The following is a 17,339-nucleotide window of genomic DNA, read 5'->3' on the forward strand; positions in this document are numbered from 1 at the left end:
CGACGATGACCACCACGCATAGCGCCGGAGACGGCCGCCGGCCTGACAAGCACGACTACGACAGCGTCGCAGGTGACACCTGGGCCGTGCACGGAGGCAACCGACCCGACGGGACCACGGGCGCGATCCGCACCCCGATCGTCATGGCCAACTCGTACCTGCTGCCCGACGATCCGACCACGATCGACACCCCTGACTTCAAGGGTCTCGTCTACACCCGCGAGCACGGCGCCAACCAGCTCGGGCTGGAGATCAAGCTCGCCAAACTCGAGCACGGCGAGGCAGCAGCCGTCTTCGGCACCGGCATGGCCGCCCTGCACGCCGCGTTCTTCACCCTCCTCAACCCCGGTGACCACGCGCTCATCTCCAACGTCGTCTACATGCGCGTCGAAGGGCTCTTTGCCACCCTCTTCCCGGCCAAGCTAGGCATCGACGTCGACTTCGTCGACATCACCGATCTCGAGGCCGTCCGCCGCCTCGTCCGTCCCAACACCCGAGTCATCCACACCGAAGCCATCGCCAATCCCGATCTGCGCGTCGCCGACATCGCCGCCCTGGCCGAGATCGCCCACCTCGCCGGCGCCCGGTTGACGGTCGACTCCACCTTCACCCCGCCGCCGCTCTTGCGTCCGCTCGACCTCGGCGCCGACCTCGTCATGCACTCCCTCACCAAGTACTACAACGGGCACGGCGACGCCATGGGCGGGGCTGTCATCGGCGCCGCGGACCTCGTCGAGGAAGTCCGCCGCGGGGCCCTCTGGCACGCGGGCGGCGCCATCTCCCCGTTCAACGCTTGGCTCATCATGCGCGGGTCCACCACCCTCCCGCTGCGCCTGGAGCGGCACTGCGCCAACGCCCAGGCTGTTGCTGATTTCCTTCACAACGACCCCCGCGTCGCCCACGTCAGCTACCCAGGCCTGCAACACCATCCTCAGCACGAGATCGCCGCGGCTCAGCTACGGCATGGCTACGGCGGCGTCGTCAGCTTCGCCCTGGCCGGCAACCATGAGGAACGCGTCCGGTTCGTCAACGACCTACGCATCATCACCTCGGCCGTCTCGCTAGGTCACGACGAAACTCTCATCGTCTACGAGGAGTACCCGGACGGCCCGGCTGCTTCCTTCGACCCCGTCTACCAGGCCAATGGCCTCATCCGGCTCGCGATCGGACTGGAGGCCAAGGACGACCTCATCGCTGACCTCGACGCGGCACTGACCGCGGTCTACGGTCCGCCGCGATGACGAAGGCTCACCGCGAGGGCTCTACGTCTCCCCACGCGTCGCAATGGTCGGGCGGCCGCCATGGCGAGCGACTGCTCCACCGCGTCTACAGCGCCAGTGGAGCCCGGCCCGGGAGGTGCAGCTGAAATGGCTGGTACCGGCACAGGTGACGTTGCGGTCGCGCGGCTTGACCTCGTACGCGAGAATCGGGCGAGGATAGCTAGGTGAGCCGCGCGGCTGAGCAGAGACCGGCTCGAGACGTCGTTTCACGTTCGGATGTCCGTCCAACGTCTTGCCTGCGCTCTGGTCCGGCTCCGCGTGGTTGGATCCGGGCATGACCGGAGGGTGGCATCTGCCAGTGCACGCGCCAGGGGGAGCGTGCCGGCAGCAACGACGAACACAGCAATCGGAGACCTGCGAGGTCCCCCCGCTACTCAGCGCATCGGCGCAGCCAAGAGGCCCTTTCCGGCAACGGAGAGGGCCTCGTTCGCGTCGTTGAGGTGGTGTCGTCCTGTGCGAGGCGCCGTCGGCACAGCGCACTGCCAGCTGTTTCTCGACCTCTGGGTTATGAGCCCAGGAGGCGAGTGCCGAGGCGGACAGGGTTGGCCGTCGTAGGCATCTCCGTGGGGCAGATGTCCCTCCTGTCGGTGACCCGTGTCCCTGTCGAGGTCGAGCGATCGCCGGGAGCATTCGAGCATGGACTTCGACTCTGCCCCGGGCCACGTGACCTTCGCCGACAACGACGACCTCCGCGACATCATGACCGGCGCGGTGGTGGTGGGCGTGGATGGCTCGTCCGATTCCGAGAATGCCCTGGTCTGGGCCGCGGGTCGCGCCGCCAAGGAGCGCCGGGTCCTGGTCGTGCTCCACGCGGTCAACCTGGCTGCCGCCTATTCGCAGGCGCTCGTCTACGCCGACGGCATCGACCGGGACACGTTGGTACGACGATTCGAGTCGAACGCGCAGAGGGTCGCCGACGAGGCGGCCGAGCGCGCTGCTGCCTTGCAGCCTGACCTCGACGTGCGCGCCCTGATCTCGCGCGACGACGCCAGGAACGCTCTGCTGAGGGCCGCTCACGATGCCTGGATGGTCGTGCTCGGGTCGCGAGGGCGTGGTCCGGTCAGGTCGATGCTCCTCGGTTCGGTCGGGGCGACGGTCAGCCGGCGGGCCGAGTGTCCGGTGGTGGTCGTGCGCCCGGGTGGCGCTGGCCATCGAGGTGGGATCGTGGCCGGCGTGGACGCGGGTTCCTCAGCGAGCTCCGTCCTCGACTTCGCATTCAGCGAGGCCTCGGTGCAACGCCTCCCTCTCACGGTCCTGCACACCCACGTCGACAAGGTGGCACTCGCCGTCGGACTCCACACCCTCGGGGACGCACGTGACACCGAGGACGCCACGCGACTTCTCGCCGAAGTCGTCGCGGGATACCAGGAGAAGTTCCCCGACGTGCAGGTGACTCGTACGGTTCGCGGTGAGGAAGCCGCGTCGGCCTTGCTGTCGACGGACCCCGAGGCCTCGCTCGTGGTGGTGGGTCGGTCTCGTCACTCAGGTCCGTTGGCCGCGCTGCGCGTCGGCCTTGCCACCACGGTCCTCGAGCACGCGAACACCACGGTGGCGATCGTCCCCACTCCCTGACCCCGGCGGTTTCGCCTCGGTAGCCGCATTGCTGGTCACGGCCACTGCGTCCGGGTTCCCGCTGTCGCGGGAGCGTTCAGGTTGCGACCGGTCAGGCGATCGATCTCGATCCGCAACAACATCAGCCTGACACCGGCCGGCCACACGTCCACCTGCCTGCTCGGGACGGAAAGGTGCTCGCGCCTGCCGCGACCACGAGCCAGCACGCTCCAGCCGAGACGCAGCTCGGGATCCACGTGGTCGACCTCGAAGGCGACGGGGGCGGAGCCGCACTCGCGTCCTGCCAGCGAGTACGGGGAGAGACGGACGGTGATGTCTCCTTGGTCCATAACGTAGTTCACCGGCTGGGCGCTGAGCCCCTCGGCGCCCCGCCAGATGAGTCTGCCCACGGATCCGCTTGCCAAGAGCTGGCGACACGTGGTCTCGGTGAGCTCCTCGGGCCACCCTCCGTGACGTACGAACTGGTGCTGGCGGGTCATGACGACTCCTCTGCGGTTCCGCGCGACGGTGGATGCCGTCCGCGGGTGGTCTGCGCAGACACCTGCGCCCATGCCCTCAGGCTGTCCGCGCCCGCGGCCCGGCGGTAGTGACGTGGGTCCTCACCGACAGGGACCGGCGTCCCGTGACCGCAGCCATCCGGAGTGGGTGGAGCGGGGCCGGACTCAGCGCCCGTGTCTCGGCGGGGCCGGCACGGTCCACACCACCTGCGTGCCCCGACCGGGGGTAGACCGGACCTCGAGAGTCCCGCCACGGTCCTCGGCTCGCCGTCGCAAGTTCTCGAGCCCGCTGTGAGCGACCCGCGTGTCGTCGAAGCCGGCGCCGTCATCTGTCACCGTCAGACAGATCTGGCGGCCGGCCGCGACCGTGACCTCGACGGTGTCCGCACTGGCGTGCCTGCCGGCGTTCGAAAGAGCCTCGGCAAGGACTGCGAGGACGTCCTCAGCCACCTCCCCGACGACGACGCTGCGTACGGGCCCCTCGAAGGTGAGCGAGGGACGGAACTTCAGCGTGGCTCGGGCGCGCTCCACCAAAAGCGAGATCCGTGACTGCACGTCACCGGCATGAGCTGGGACGTTCAAGGCGAAGATGGTGCGACGGATGTCCTTGACCGTCTGGTCGAGCTCGTCGACCGCGCGGGACACCCTGCCCGCGGTCTGAGGGTCCTCGAGCCTGCGCGTCAAGGAGTCCAGGCCGAGGGACACGGCGAACAGCCGCTGGATCACCACGTCATGGAGGTCTCGCGCGATCCGGTCACGCTCCTCGAGCACGGCGAGCCGTTGCTGGTTGTCGCGCGCCCGGGCGACCTCCAGAGCCAGCCCCAGCTGGTGCGCGTGCTGCCGTGGTAGGTCCGGGTCGAGGTCGTGACCGGCCCCCGCACGCTCGTGCGCCCAGGCGATGCCCAGGACGCCGAGCGCGGCACCATCGGTCCGCAGGGGGACGACCAGCTGGGGACCGCCCAGAGGCCCCCTCGGCTCCAGGGATCCGGCGAGTCCGCCGGCGTCGGCCTCTGCGTCGGCCTCGGAGAGGATCTGCGCAGTCGACGTGCCAGGGCGCGTCAGGTCGTCGAGGTCGCCGGGGAGGGCCCCTGCGAGCGCCGCCACGCGCGAGGGCCCGTGGCTGCTCCGGAGCACCAACCAGGCGCTGTCGGCGTCGGCCGCGAGCATCGCGCGGTGCGCCAGCGCGTCGAGGACCTCCGAGGTCGCCCCGTCACCGGCGAGCGCACTGGTGCCGAGGGCCGTGGCCTCCAACCAGTGCTGCCGGTGGCGTGCTTCCTGGTAGAGCCGTGCGTTCTCGATCGCGACACCGGCGGCGGCCGCTAGCGCCACCACCATCTCCTCGTCCTCCGCCGTGAATTCGCCTCCCCCCGCCTTCTCGGTCAGGTAGAGATTGCCGAACACGCGTCCTCGGCTGCGGACCGGGACGCCGAGGAACGAGCGCATCGGAGGGTGGTGCGCAGGAAATCCGAAGGATGCCGGGTGCTCGGCGATCTCGTGCAGCCGCAGCGGCTCCGGTCGATCGATCAGCAGACCCAGGAGACCGAGTCCGTGGGGTGCGTCCCCGATGTCGGAGGCCACGCTCACCGCGAGGCCGTGGTGGACGAAGGTACGCAGCGGGCGGTCGCCCCCCTCCGCCAGCACGCCCAGCGCCGCGTACCGCGCCTCGACGATCGCTCCCGCCAGTCGGACGATGCGGGCCAGGACTCCGTCGAGCGACAGGTCGCTCGTCGTGGCCACGGCGGCGTCGAGCAGGAGACGCATGCGCTCCCGCTCCGAGAGCGGGCCGCCCGTACGACCCAACAGTCCGTCCAGCCGCTCGTCGATGTCGACGCGTCGCAGACTGGGGTCGGGGCGGTCACTCATGCGTCAGCGGCGTGGATGCTTCTGGGCGAAGATCGCCGCCTGGGTGCGACTGCCCAGCCCGAGCTTCGCCAGCATGGTCGAGACGTAGTTGCGTACGGTCTTCTCGGCGAGGAAGAGCTCGGAGGCGATCTCCCGGTTCGTCAGTCCGCGGCCGATCAGCTCGAGCAGACGCTGCTCCTGCTCGGTGAGACGCTCGAGCTCCTCGTCCACCGGCGGACCGTGACGGACCCGGTCGAAGACCCGTGCGGTGAGATCGGGGTCGAGGGTCGAGTGCCCCGCGGCGACCCGACGGATGTCGTGCACGAGGTCCACTCCCCGCACGTGCTTGAGGACGTACCCGGCGGCGCCGGCCATGATCGCGGCGAAGACCGCGTCGTCGTCGTCGTACGAGGTCAGGATGAGCGCTCGGATCTCGGGGTCACGCGAACGCACCTCCCGACACACGTCGATCCCGGTCCCGTCGCGAAGCCGGTTGTCGAGGACGGCGACGTCGGGACGGAGCGCGAGGATGCGGGGCACGGCCTCGGCCGCGGAGCCTGCCTCCCCGACCACGACGATCCCTTGCTCATCGGCCAACATCTCCCGGATGCCGCGGCGCACGACCTCGTGGTCGTCCAGGAGGAAGACGCGCACGAGGCGTTCCTCCGGCGCCGACGGCTCGACCATGCGGTCATCGTAGTAGCGCTCGTGGGACCTCCGTCCATCGTGATCGGGACCGATGACCATGGGCGGCGCCCTCCTGGCTTCCTACCGTCCCTGGAGAAGCCGGTCGTCAGCCACCGGCACATCCTCGGAGGAGCGTGGGGTCGCCGTGGTCGGCTCCGGCTCGACGACGTACGCGGTCAGGTCGGTCTCGTCGACGACGACCCGCACCACTGCGCCACCACCCCCACCGCTCACCTCGACCACGCCACGGCGAGTGCCGTGGCGCACGAGCTGCTCACCGGGCCGCGCGACCGGTCGATCCTGAGGTCGACCCACGCAGAGGCCGGTCTCGATCTCATCGACCGCGTCGTGCCCCTGGGGTCGACGGCGGGGGACACGGGCGCCGGGCGCTCCACGTCTATGGTCACCGCATGTCTCGCACCTCTCGACCCATGACCGTCAGCGACTCCGTCGAGGTCGCCGTCGCACCCGGGGTCGCGTACGCAGCCTTCAGCGACGTCTCCCAGATGGGACGCTGGAGTCCCGAGAACCGCGGGGCCGACGCCGAGCCGGGCAAGGCGCTGACCGTCGGGGACCGGTTCACCGGCCGCAACCGCCGTGGCCGTGTCAGCTGGCAGACCAGCTGTGTGGTGACGGCCGCCGACGCCCCGCACCACTTCGCGTTCACCGTCGACACCTGGGGCGTACGCAAGCCGTGGCTGAAGGCTCCCGTGGCGACCTGGGACTACCGCTTCGAGCCCACCGAGACCGGCGTCCGGGTGCAGCAGACGTGGATCGACGAGCGCACCTCGTGGCCCGACTGGGCCGCGCGGGCCTTCGACAAGGTCGCGACCGGCACGACGTTCGCGCGGTTCCAGCGCGGCAACATCGCTCGTACGCTCGCGCGCTTCAAGCGCGAGCTCGAGAACGGCGAGCGATCCCCGAGCTGACGCCGTCGTCCCGGGGCCGCGATCTCCGACCGATTCCGTACCTATCCGGGCGGCGCAGATGCGTCGTGAGACCGAGGGGATCGGGTACCTTTCCCGCGGAGTCGCCTGGCGGCGACGAAGCGCAGATCCGCCGCGAGCGGCGGTCCCGACCGGAGGAGCGGCAGTGGGCGATCGGACGATGCCGTCCCCGCTCGGCGGCGAGGTGACGTACGCGGACCGGACGGTCTCGGTCCTGCGGCAGATGATCCTCGAGGGCCAGCTCGCCTCCGGTGAGCGACTCAACGAGGTGCACCTCGCCCAGGCGCTGGGCATCAGCCGCGGTCCTCTGCGCGAGGCGATGCGGCGGCTCAGCAGCGAGGGCCTGCTGAACCTCGTGCCGCACCGCGGGGCGTTCGTGCCGGCCTTCACCGCCGAGCAGCTCTCCGACCTCTACACGCTGCGCATCGCTCTCGAGACGCACGCCGCCCGCTTGGTGGCCGAGTCGGGCGACGCCTCGAGCCTCGAGCCTCTCGTGAGCGAGGTCGACGGGGCGGCCTCGGTGCTCGCCGACGGCGACGCCGCCTATCCCTCCGACCGCGACTTCCACCGGGTGCTCGTGCAGCTCTCGGGCAGTACTGCCCTCGTGGAGGCCGCCGAGGCGACGTCGGCCCGCATCAGGCTGGCGCGGTCACGATCGGCCAGCCAGCCGGCACGGGCCCGCGAGGCGGTGGCGGAGCACCGCGACATCGTCGACGCCCTCTCGGCAGGGGACGCCGAGGCGGCCGTACGCCTCCTGCGTCGTCACCTGCTGAACTCCCTCGACAACGCGATCGCCCTCATCGACGCGCAGACCTGAGGTCGCGTACGCCACGGCCTGCCCCGCTCGGCCCACCGGGCCGAGAGGGGCGCCGCGGCAGCAGCGCCGCCAGAGACCGGGCGCGCCAGGCACCCCACCAGAGCCCGGCCCCGTACGCCGCGTCGTCGAGTCGCCGCCCGACCAGCAGCGTGGCGACGTCGAGCCCTGTGTGCCGTCGCTCGTAGCAGGCCACGAGACCGTCGATCACCAGAGCCGAGGCCATCACCCGACGGCCAGGCCGCGAGGCCAGCAGGACCGCCGAGACCGGTGACCAGTGCCTGACCAGCAGCGACGACTCCTGTCGCACCGCCCAGCCGGCGCCTTGCAGTGCCAGCGCGACCGATGCCCGCGCCCGGGTGGGCTGCGGCACCTCGCGGGGGAGCGCCCGATCGACCGAGACGGCAGCGTGCGCAACGGTGGCACCGGCCACGGCGAGGCCCCACCTCCGCCGGGAGAGCAGCGCCAGCCCCGCGACGGCCATCGAGGGCGACAGCACCGCGGGGGCCAACTGACCCGGGTGACGCCTGGCCAGCTCGGCACCGCCCGAGCCGTACACGACCTTGCGGCCGAGCCACCCGGTCAGTGTGGGGCGTACGTCGTGGTGCACCACGCACCCGGGGTCGTACCGCACGCGGTTCCCCGCCGCGGTCAGTCGCCAGACCAGGTCCACGTCCTCGCCGACCCGCAGCCTCGTGTCGAACCCGTCACCGAGCCGTGCCACCTCGCCGACCAGGCACGCGCTGGGCAGCCAGCCCACGGCGGCGCCGCTGCTTACGGAGCCGGGGCGGCGACCGAGGTCCAAGGACGAGGCCGCGGCGTCGTACGGCTCGAACCATCGCGGGTCCGCCCTCGTCGTACGGCCGACGACACGGGGTCCGACGAGGGCCACCGAGGGGTCCGCGAGCTGCCGCGTCAGCTGCAGCAGCACCTCCGCGGACGCGACGACGTCGGAGTCGACGAAGGCGACCAGGGGGGTGCGTACGCGAGCCAGCCCTGCGTTGCGCGCACCGGCCGGTCCGACGTTGTCCGCCAAGACCACCAGCTCGGCGCCGTGGCGAGTCGCGACCGCCGCGACCGCGCCCGGACCGCGGGAGGCGTCGTCGACCACGACGACACGGAGTGGTCCGAGAGCCGCGAGACAACGGTCGAGCTGCTCCGCGCGGTCGCGGACCGGCACGACCACCGTCATCTCCTCGGCCGGTCTCGCCTCGACGTCGTCGACCACGGGAGCCGCCATGTCGCGTGCCAGGAGACGGTCGGCCAGCACCGCACTCGCGACGTCGGTCACCGTGAGCCGGCGACCGGACAGCAGATCGCCGGCGGCGCGTGAGAGGCGCATCGCCGTGACCGGAGCGCCGCCGACCAGGAGCCGGCCGCCCTCGAGCTGCGATGTCGTCGGCAGCAGCTCGACCGTGAAGCCGTCTGGCAGGGCGGGCTCCGCGGGCTGATCGTGCACGGGCGCGGCCGCGGGCGCGGTCGACGTCATGGCCTGAAGCCGCCGTCGGCGTGCACGTCCGAGGCGTGGAAGACCGCGCCGGCCGGGGAGCAGGCGTGGGCGATGACGGCGGCGACCTCCGCGGGCGCGAGGACGCGGCCGAGGTCCTGCTGCGCGACCAGCGTCGCGACGTCCACGCCGTAGAGCCCTGCGGTCTCGGCCAGCATCGCGGTGTCGGTGGATCCGGGGGAGACCGCGCACGCCGTGATCCCGGTGCCGCGCAGGTCCGCGGCGAGCCCCTTCACGAGACCGACCACGGCGTGCTTGACGGTGCTGTAGCCCGCGAGGTGGAACAGGCCGTGGTGACCGGCGGCCGAGGCGACGGCCACGAAGCGCGCACGCTCGGGACTCGGGCTGCGCAGCATCGCGGGGATCGCCGCCGCGGCCAGGTTCCACACGCCGCGCACGTCGACGTCCCACAGGTCCTGCAGGTCGGAATCGGCGGTCTCCCACAGCGGCGCGCCACCGCGGACGACGGCTGCGGCGCCGACGGCGACGTCGAGGCGTCCCCAGCGGTCAGTCGCGAGATCCACCGCCGTCTCGAGCGCCGACCGGTCGCGGACGTCGGCGACGACCGGCACGACCGAATCACCGCCGCGCGCGGCCACCTGCTCGAGGTCCTCCCGGGTCGCCTGCGGGGACCCCGAGCACACGTCGAGCGCGACCACGGCACAGCCGTCGGCGACCAGGTGGTCGACCACGGCCGCGCCGATGCCGCGGGCCGCCCCGGTGACGATCGCGACGCGCTCTGTCATCGACCGCCCCTCACGCCGTCAGGCGACGGGCCGCGTCCGTCACGTCCGCCACCATCGCGCGCAGCACCCCGAGGCCCTCCTGCGCCGACGCGCCGGCGGGGTCGCCCAGCACGCCGTTGGCGGAGACGGCGGCGACGCCCCCGGACATCATCGCGGGCAGGATCTCCGCGAGCGGACTGCAGTTGCCGGCCTCGGCACGGTCCAGTCGTACGGACCCGGGCCGCAGGTGGAGCATCAGCGAGGTCTCCGTACGCCCTGCGTGCAGGTCGACCTCCTCGGTGGCGCACGCGACCCACGCCACCCGCCGACCCTCCATGCCGAGCGTTTCGACGGCCGCGCGCAGCGCCGTGAGGTTGCCTCCGTGCGCGTTGACCAGCAGCACGCCGGCCGCCCAGGTCGTCATCGAGCGCACGAGCTCGACGACCTGGTGGGTCAACGCGTCGGTCCCCACCGAGGAGGTGCCGGCGAAGGACTGGTGCTCCCCGCTCGACCCGTACGCCAGCGGCGGCGCCGCCCACCCGCCGACCTCGCGCGCCGCGGCCTCCGCGACGGCGACGGCGATCGTGGTGTCGGTGTCCAGCGGCAGGTGGGGCCCGTGCTGCTCGACCGACCCGACGGGCACCAGGACCAGCGGCCGCCGATCGATCTCCGGCCACGTCGCGTCGGCGAGCGAGCTCACGACAGGACGGGTGAGGGGGCGCGGTCCGAGGACACGTGGAAGCCGTCGGGGACGAGCAGGTGCTCGGGGGAGAGGTCCTGGACCGAGGAGACCCCGAGTCCACGCAGCGCGGAGTCGATGCCTCCGCCGAGGACGTCGATGACGTTCTCGACGCCGGTCTGGCCGTTGGCGGCGAGACCCCACAGGTACGCGCGGCCGATCATCACCGCCGACGCGCCGAGGGCCAGGGCCTTCACGACGTCGGAGCCCCGGCGTACGCCACCGTCCATCAGCACCGTGATGTCCTCGCCCACCGCCTGCGCGATCGGGTGGAGCACCCGGATCGCGGCCGGTGTGCCGTCGATGTTGTTGCCTCCGTGGTTGGAGACCGAGATCGCGTCGACGCCCGCGTCCACCGCGCGTCGCGCGTCGTCGACCCGGCACACGCCCTTGAGGACGAACGGGGTCCCGCTGATCTCGTGCCAGGTCGCTGCCATCCACGCGACGTCCTCCCACGACGGCGGCGGCGTGGTCATCCACTCGTAGTACGCGCCGAAGAAGGTCGGGCCGACAGACTCCTGGGGCGGGGCGAGGTTCGGGGCCGTCAGGTCCGGGATCTGGCCGGACCGACCGAAGCGGTACATCCAGCGCGCCTTGGTCGCCACCTGCGGGGCCATCCGCACCATCGTCCTCAGGTCGACCTTCTCGGGGATCTCGGGCGAGCCCCAGTCACGACCCATCGAGAAGGACCAGTCGAGCGTCGCGATCAGCCCGATCACGCCGGCGCGGTGGGCCCGCTGCATGCGCTGGATCATGGTGTCGCGGTCACCGGTCCAGTACATCTGGAAGTACGTCTGGGCGCCGGTGGCGGTGACCTCCTCCACCGACTTCGACGCGAAGTTCGACAACCCCATGATCGTGCCCCGGGCCGCAGCGGCCCGGGCGACGGCGACCTCCCCGTCCGGGTGCACCGCCTGCACGCCCGTGGGGCTGATGAGCACCGGAAGCGACACGTCCGTGCCGAGGATCCGGGTCTGCGTCGAGCGCTCCGCGGCGTGGCCTGCGACGAGGGGCAGCAACCCTATCTCGGTGAAGGCCGACTCGTTGTCGCTTATCGTCTGGCCGCGCTCCGAGCCCGCGACGAGCGCGCCGTACACGGGAGCGGGCAGGCGCTTGCGCGCCCGGCGCTGGGCGACGGCCACGGACTCGAACCAGGGGTTCTGCTTCCAGGGGTTCGTCGGCTTCTTCATGAGCAGCAGCCCTTCGTCGCGCAGGAATCGGTGGTGGGATCGAACCCGGCCAGCGGGCTCTCGGCGCAGGCACTGGCCGGTGGTCGGGTCAGCAGCTTCAGCATCACCGGCTGGTTCCGCGTCGGCGCGGCCTTGGAATGGTCCTGGCTCGAGGCGGGGATCACCCGGTCACCCGCCAGTGCCTGCTCGCCGTAGCCCTGGACGCACTCGGGGTCGGGTCCGTCGAGGGGGAGCCCGGTGAAGAACTTGGCGGCCATGCAGCCGCCGCGGCAGGAGTCGAAGAACGCACAGGAGGCGCAGGCGCCACCGGTCTGGGGGGAACGCAGCTCGGTGAACAGCTCGGAGGTCTGCCAGACCGCCTGGAAGCCGCCGTCGGTGAGCAGGTTGCCCGCCAGGAACTCGTCGTGGATCGCGAAGGGGCAGGCGTACACGTCCCCGATGGGGTCGATCAGGCACACGACGCGACCGGCACCGCACAGGTTGAGACCCGGCAGAGCCTCGCCGAACGCGGCGAGGTGGAAGAACGAGTCGCCGGTCAGGACGCCCTCGCCCTTGGCCATGAGCCAGTCGTACAGCTCGCGCTGCTGGTGGGGGAGGGGGTGCAGCTCGTCCCACACGTCCGCGCCGCGACCGCTCGGGCGCAGCCGGGTCAGGCGCAGGGTCGCACCGAACCGGTCCGCGAGCGCCTGGAACTCGTCCAGCTGGCCGATGTTCTGCCGGGTGCAGACCACCGAGATCTTGGCGTCGGTGAAGCCGGCGTCCTGGAGGTTCTGCAGCGCCGTGAGGGCCATGTCGTACGAGCCGGGGCCCCGCACGTAGTCGTTGACCTCCGCGGTCGCCCCGTCGAGGGAGATCTGCACGTCGACGTACCCGTTGCAGGCCGGGGAAGCGAGGAACGCGGCGCGCTCGGGGGTCAGACGTGCCCCGTTGGTGGAGAACTTCACCCCGACCTGGTGGTCGATCGCGTACTGCAGCAGGTGCCAGAAGTCGGGCCGGATGGTGGGCTCGCCACCGCCGATGTTGACGTAGAAGACCTGCATCCGCTGCAGCTCGTCGATGACCGCCTCGCACTGCTCGGTGGTGAGCTCGCGCGGATCCCGTCGTCCGCTGCTCGACAGGCAGTGTGCGCACTCGAGGTTGCAGGCGTAGGTGAGCTCCCAGGTCAGGCAGATCGGAGCGTCGAGGCCGAGCTCGAACTGCTCCACGAGCGTGCCGCCGGTCGGTCGCGCAGGCGGGGCGGTCGGAGCGGTCCGAGCGGTGAGGGCGGTCGGGGCCGGCCGGGTGGGCGTGATGGTCATGCGTTCTCCTCGGAGCTGCGGGGCCGGATCATGTCGGTGCGGGCGAGCCCGGCGAGCGCCTCGGCGTACGCCTCGTGCTGGGCGGGCGGCACGCCGGCCGCCTCGAGGGCTCCACGGACGTCGGGCTGGTCGCCCAGGGCCTGGACCACGGCCACCAGCTCGGGCCGCTTGAGGAACGTGAGCTTGCGGTTGCCGAAGTGGTACGCGAGCGCCCCGAAGGGCTCGGGTCGCAACGCCACCGAGGGCGACAGGGTCCAGGCCTGGTCGAGCATCAGTAGACGCCGCACATGCCGTCGATCGAGACCTCCTCGATGAGCATCTCGCTCGTCACGGTCTCCTCCGGCGACGCGGTGGGGGTGTCGGCTGAGGTGGGGGTGTCGGGGTTCATGGCGATCCTCTCTCGCAAACTGTTGACAGTTTGGACACCGTAACTGCACCCGGGGCAACAACGGAAGGCCTAGATTGCACGCGTGTCGAGGAGGTAGCCGGTGGGACGACCTGAAGTGACCAGCCACGACGCCATCGAGCAGGCGGCGTTCAGGCTCTTCGCCGAGCGCGGCTTCGAGGCGACGACGCTGGAGGACATCGCGGCGGAGGTGGGCGTCGGTCGACGCACGCTCTTCCGCTACTTCCCGTCGAAGAACGACATCGCCTGGGGGCGCTTCGACCAGACGCTCGACGCGCTCCGCGAGCTGCTCGCCGCGATCCCGGACGACGTGCCCGTGCTCGAGGCGGTGGGTCGCGGCATCGTCGACTTCAACCGGTTCCCGGCGCACGCGCGACCGCCACACGTCGACCGGATGCGGCTGATCCTCACCACACCGGCTCTGCAGGCCCACTCCGCCCTGCGGTACGCCGAGTGGCGTCAGGTCGTCGCCGACGACGCCGCGCGGCGCCTGGGGCGTGCTCCCCACGAGCTGGAGCCGCAGCTGGTGGGGCACGTCGCGCTCGCCGTTGCGCTGACGGCGTACGAGCTCTGGCTGCAGGACCCTGATGTCTCGCTCATCGACCTGCTGGTGGACGGACTGTCGGTGCTCGCCCTGCGGCCCGGCGGGCGCGCCGGCGCGTGAGGGAAGAGGGCCCACCGACACCAGGCGCAACTGTTGACAGTTGACATGTGACCGCGCACACTGAGGATCTCAGTCCGCACCCGGTCTGCGCTCGACCGGATCCGTCGCCGCCCCCCCTCGTGCGACGTCTCCGCCGACCCTCGGAAAGGTCAGATGACCCGCATGTCCAGCCCCTCCTCGCTCAGCGCGCTGCTCGCGCGACCCGAACGACCGCTGCTCCTGCCCGGTGCGCCCAACGCGCTGACGGCGCGCGTGATCGAGCAGGCGGGGTTCGAGGCCGTGTACGTCTCCGGCGCCGGCGTCACCAACACCTACCTCGGGATGCCCGACCTCGGACTGATGTCCGCGACCGAGCTCGCCGGGCACGTGGCCGCGATGGCCGACAGCGTCGAGATCCCGCTCGTCGTCGACGCCGACACCGGCTTCGGCAACGCGTTGAACGTGCAGCGCACCGTGCGTCAGCTCGAGCGGGCGGGAGCGGCGGCGATCCAGCTCGAGGACCAGGTCAGCCCCAAGAAGTGCGGACACTTCGAGGGCAAGGGCGTCGTCACCGTCGAGGAGATGGTCGGCAAGGTGAAGGCCGCCGTCGACGCCCGCCACAGCGACGACACCCTGATCATCGCGCGCACCGACGCGCTGGCGGGGGAGGGCATCGACGCCGCGATCGACCGCGCCGGCGCCTACGCCGAGGCCGGCGCGGACATCCTCTTCGTCGAGGCCCCGCGTACCCACGAGCAGATGGCACGGGTGGTGCGGGACGTGCCCGGCATCCACATGGCCAACATGGTCGAAGGGGGCCTGACACCCCTGACCTCGCGCGAGGAGCTCGGCCAGCTGGGCTTCTCGATCGCGCTGTACGCGAACGCGGCCATGCGTGGAGCCGTCGCCGGCATGCGGCAGGTGATGGAGCACCTCATCGATCACGGTGACACGCTGGACGCCGGCGACCTGATGATCTCGTGGGCGGACCGCCAGGAGCTCGTGCGCAAGCCCGAGTTCGATGCACTCGACCGGCGCTACGCCGCCGACGTCACCGACCGTGAGGAGCGAGCATGACCACCACCACCGTCCACGACACACGCCTGACCGGTGGCCGGGTCTACCTGCACGGCTCGGGGGTCTCCCCGGTCGACCTGCTCATCACCGACGGCCGCGTCGCCGGGATCGTCTCGCCCAGCTCGCAGGCCCGGGCGCGTGAGGTCGTCGACCTGGGTGGCAAGCTCGTGCTCCCCGGGGCGATCGACCCGCACGTCCACCTCGGCAAGGACATCCGCGTGCCGCGCGACCCCGACGACGCGCGCCTCGAGACGGCCTCGGCCGTCAACGGCGGTGTCACCACGATGCTCGTCTACCTCATGAGCGGGGAGCCGTACGAGACCGTCGTGCCCGGCGCCCAGGCCGTGATGGAGCAGGACTCCTTCACCGACTTCGGCTTCCACATCGTCGTCGGCTCCGACGACCACGTGCACGACATCCCGGCCTACATCCGTGAGTTCGGGGTCTCCAGCTTCAAGTTCTTCATGAACTTCAAGGGCGACGAGGGTGCCTACCTCGGCCTGCCCGGCAACGACGACGGCTACATGTACGACGTGCTCGGCACCGCCGCCGACGCCGGCGCGATGATCAACCCCCACCCGGAGAACATCGAGCTCGTCTGGAAGCTGAAGAACCGTCCGATCGACGAGTCCCGTGGCCCGCTGAGCGCCTGGAACCAGTCGCGCCCCTCCTTCGTGGAGGCGGAGGCGGTGCAGCGAGTGGCGTACATGGCCCAGATCACCGGGGCCTCGGTGTACGCCGTCCACACCAGCAGCAAGCTGGCGCTCGACGCCATGCAGCGTCAGCGGGAGTCCTACGAGAACCTGTTCGTCGAGACGTGCACGCAGTACCTCACGCTGACCACGGAGTCCGGCTGCGGCACCTACGGCAAGGTCAACCCGCCGATCCGTGAGCGGGAGGACCTCGAGACGCTCTGGCTCGGCCTCGCCGACGGCCGGGTCGACAGCGTCGGGTCGGACCACAACCACCGTCACCGGACCGCCAAGGAGAAGGACATCTGGACGGCGTCCGCCGGGTTCCCCGGCACCGGCGGCGTGCTGCCCCTGACCCTGAGCGAGGGCCTGCGGCGGGGGGTGTCGATCGACCGGCTGGTCGACGCGACGTCGACCCGCGCGGCGAAGCTCTTCGGCATGTATCCCCGCAAGGGGACCATCCGCGTCGGCTCCGACGCCGACCTCGCGGTGGTCGACCTCGACGGCAGCTACACGATCAACGCGTCGACCCAGTACTCGGGCGCGGAGTACACGCCGTGGGAGGGCACGGAGGTGCCGCTGCGCGTGGTGCACACCCTGGTGCGTGGTCGGTTCGCGATGCGGGACGGCGTCCTCGCCGAGAAGACCACCGGTCAGTACCTGCGGCGTGAGCACAGCGGTGCGACCGCCCTCGCCGCGGCCGAGAAGGAGGCGGAGGCATGAGCGACCTCATCGACGAGACCACCAGGCAGCGCTACGACGCGGCCGGCTTCGGCCGGCCGGTCGGTCTCGGGTCCCGGCCAGGGCTGCTCATCATCGACGTGCAGTACCGGACGACCGGCACCGAGCCACGTCCCTTCGACGAGGCGATCCAGGAGTTCACCACCAGCGTCGGAGAGGCCGCGTGGGACGCGGTGGGCAACATCAAGCGCCTCCTCGAGCTCTTCCGCTCCCGGGACTGGCCGGTGCTCTACCCGTACGTCGCGCCCAAGAAGTCCTTCGACGCCGGAGCGCTCGGGGCGAAGGTGCCGGGCATCATGGACATCCCCGACAAGGGCTATGAGTTCCACCCCGACATCGCCCCGCGAGAGGGCGAGATCCTGCTGCCGAAGCGTCATCCGAGCGCGTTCTTCGGCACCCCGCTGCTGAGCTACCTGGTGCAGGCGGGCATCGACTCCCTCGTCGTCACCGGGTGCTCCACCTCCGGATGCGTCCGGGGGAGTGCGGTCGACGCGTTCTCCTACAACTACAAGGTCGCAGTGCCCTCGGACGCGGTGTACGACCGCAGTCCGCTCGTCCACGAGGTCAACCTCTTCGACATGGGACAGAAGTACGCCGACGTCTCCACCACCGACGAGCTCCTGAGCGCTCTGGAGGGCGTTCCCGGACGCTGAGACCGGCAGGCCGACAGACCGGTGCGCGG

19 protein-coding genes are annotated in these 17,339 nt (G+C 71.1%); 8 read left to right on the forward strand and 11 right to left on the reverse strand.

The window, feature by feature from the left end:
- Positions 1-5: 5 nt before the first annotated feature.
- Together KLP28_12945 and KLP28_12950 are read left to right on the forward strand one after the other, a co-directional pair.
- Positions 6-1,241, forward strand: coding sequence for a PLP-dependent transferase (locus KLP28_12945; GenBank protein ID QWC84465.1), 1,236 nt, complete (start codon positions 6-8; stop codon positions 1,239-1,241).
- Between the two features lie 675 nt (positions 1,242-1,916).
- Positions 1,917-2,852, forward strand: coding sequence for a universal stress protein (locus tag KLP28_12950; protein ID QWC84466.1), 936 nt, complete (start codon positions 1,917-1,919; stop codon positions 2,850-2,852).
- A 35-nt stretch (positions 2,853-2,887) separates the two neighbouring features.
- Here KLP28_12950 and KLP28_12955 read toward each other — a convergent pair whose 3' ends face one another.
- The 4 genes from KLP28_12955 to KLP28_12970 form a co-directional block, all read right to left on the reverse strand.
- Entirely contained in the window at positions 2,888-3,331 is a 444-nt protein-coding gene (locus KLP28_12955; protein QWC84467.1) for a pyridoxamine 5'-phosphate oxidase family protein, read from the reverse strand.
- A gap of 183 nt (positions 3,332-3,514) precedes the next feature.
- The gene (locus KLP28_12960) at positions 3,515-5,212 is read right to left on the reverse strand and encodes a GAF domain-containing protein (protein QWC84468.1); all 1,698 of its coding nucleotides are present in this window, start codon (positions 5,210-5,212) and stop codon (positions 3,515-3,517) included.
- A gap of 3 nt (positions 5,213-5,215) precedes the next feature.
- Positions 5,216-5,878: a response regulator transcription factor gene (locus tag KLP28_12965; GenBank protein ID QWC84469.1), complete on the reverse strand. Its 663-nt coding sequence runs from the start codon at positions 5,876-5,878 to the stop codon at positions 5,216-5,218.
- 81 nt (positions 5,879-5,959) lie between these two features.
- On the reverse strand, positions 5,960-6,193 hold the full coding sequence (locus KLP28_12970; GenBank protein ID QWC84470.1) for a hypothetical protein: 234 nt from the start codon (positions 6,191-6,193) through the stop codon (positions 5,960-5,962).
- Positions 6,194-6,288: 95 nt separating this feature from the next.
- On the opposite strand from KLP28_12970, the gene KLP28_12975 reads away from it, so the two are divergent.
- Together KLP28_12975 and KLP28_12980 are read left to right on the forward strand one after the other, a co-directional pair.
- Positions 6,289-6,807 carry an SRPBCC family protein gene (locus KLP28_12975; GenBank protein QWC84471.1) on the forward strand — a complete coding sequence of 173 codons (519 nt, stop codon included), beginning with the start codon at positions 6,289-6,291 and terminating at the stop codon, positions 6,805-6,807.
- A gap of 178 nt (positions 6,808-6,985) precedes the next feature.
- Complete coding sequence (locus KLP28_12980; protein QWC84472.1) at positions 6,986-7,642, forward strand: GntR family transcriptional regulator; 657 nt, start codon at positions 6,986-6,988, stop codon at positions 7,640-7,642.
- Here KLP28_12980 and mftF read toward each other — a convergent pair.
- Genes mftF through mftA form a run of 7 tightly spaced genes read right to left on the reverse strand, consistent with a single transcriptional unit; the run spans position 7,623 to position 13,486 of the window.
- Positions 7,623-9,128, reverse strand: a complete 1,506-nt coding sequence (gene mftF / locus KLP28_12985) for a mycofactocin biosynthesis glycosyltransferase MftF (protein QWC84473.1) — start codon at positions 9,126-9,128, stop codon at positions 7,623-7,625. The two genes, KLP28_12980 and mftF, sit on opposite strands and share 20 nt — an antisense overlap.
- Positions 9,125-9,892: an SDR family oxidoreductase gene (locus tag KLP28_12990; protein ID QWC84474.1), complete on the reverse strand. Its 768-nt coding sequence runs from the start codon at positions 9,890-9,892 to the stop codon at positions 9,125-9,127. Before KLP28_12990 ends, mftF begins: the two co-directional genes overlap by 4 nt.
- A 10-nt stretch (positions 9,893-9,902) precedes the next feature.
- Positions 9,903-10,571, reverse strand: a complete 669-nt coding sequence (gene mftE, locus KLP28_12995) for a mycofactocin biosynthesis peptidyl-dipeptidase MftE (GenBank protein QWC84475.1) — start codon at positions 10,569-10,571, stop codon at positions 9,903-9,905.
- Positions 10,568-11,800, reverse strand: a complete 1,233-nt coding sequence (gene mftD / locus KLP28_13000) for a mycofactocin biosynthesis FMN-dependent deaminase MftD (GenBank protein ID QWC84476.1) — start codon at positions 11,798-11,800, stop codon at positions 10,568-10,570. The genes mftE and mftD overlap by 4 nt, the downstream gene beginning before the upstream one ends.
- Positions 11,797-13,098, reverse strand: coding sequence for a mycofactocin radical SAM maturase (gene mftC, locus KLP28_13005; GenBank protein ID QWC84477.1), 1,302 nt, complete (start codon positions 13,096-13,098; stop codon positions 11,797-11,799). The genes mftD and mftC overlap by 4 nt, the downstream gene beginning before the upstream one ends.
- Positions 13,095-13,370, reverse strand: a complete 276-nt coding sequence (gene mftB, locus KLP28_13010) for a mycofactocin biosynthesis chaperone MftB (GenBank protein QWC84478.1) — start codon at positions 13,368-13,370, stop codon at positions 13,095-13,097. The genes mftC and mftB overlap by 4 nt, the downstream gene beginning before the upstream one ends.
- Positions 13,370-13,486 carry a mycofactocin precursor MftA gene (gene mftA, locus KLP28_13015; protein QWC84479.1) on the reverse strand — a complete coding sequence of 39 codons (117 nt, stop codon included), beginning with the start codon at positions 13,484-13,486 and terminating at the stop codon, positions 13,370-13,372. Before mftA ends, mftB begins: the two co-directional genes overlap by 1 nt.
- Before the next feature lie 100 nt (positions 13,487-13,586).
- Between mftA and mftR the strand changes: the two genes are divergently transcribed.
- From mftR to KLP28_13035, 4 genes are all read left to right on the forward strand, one after another.
- Positions 13,587-14,168 (forward strand): mycofactocin system transcriptional regulator, encoded by a 582-nt coding sequence (gene mftR, locus KLP28_13020; protein ID QWC84480.1) that lies wholly within the window; start codon positions 13,587-13,589, stop codon positions 14,166-14,168.
- A gap of 162 nt (positions 14,169-14,330) precedes the next feature.
- On the forward strand, positions 14,331-15,224 hold the full coding sequence (locus KLP28_13025; protein QWC84481.1) for an isocitrate lyase/PEP mutase family protein: 894 nt from the start codon (positions 14,331-14,333) through the stop codon (positions 15,222-15,224).
- On the forward strand, positions 15,221-16,639 hold the full coding sequence (locus KLP28_13030; GenBank protein ID QWC84482.1) for an amidohydrolase family protein: 1,419 nt from the start codon (positions 15,221-15,223) through the stop codon (positions 16,637-16,639). The genes KLP28_13025 and KLP28_13030 overlap by 4 nt, the downstream gene beginning before the upstream one ends.
- A complete protein-coding gene (locus KLP28_13035) occupies positions 16,636-17,310 on the forward strand; it encodes an isochorismatase family protein (protein QWC84483.1) in 675 nt (224 codons plus the stop codon). Before KLP28_13030 ends, KLP28_13035 begins: the two co-directional genes overlap by 4 nt.
- The last annotated feature ends 29 nt before the right edge of the window (positions 17,311-17,339 follow it).

It is taken from the genome of Nocardioidaceae bacterium (genome assembly GCA_018672315.1).
GTDB lineage: Bacteria > Actinomycetota > Actinomycetes > Propionibacteriales > Nocardioidaceae > TYQ2.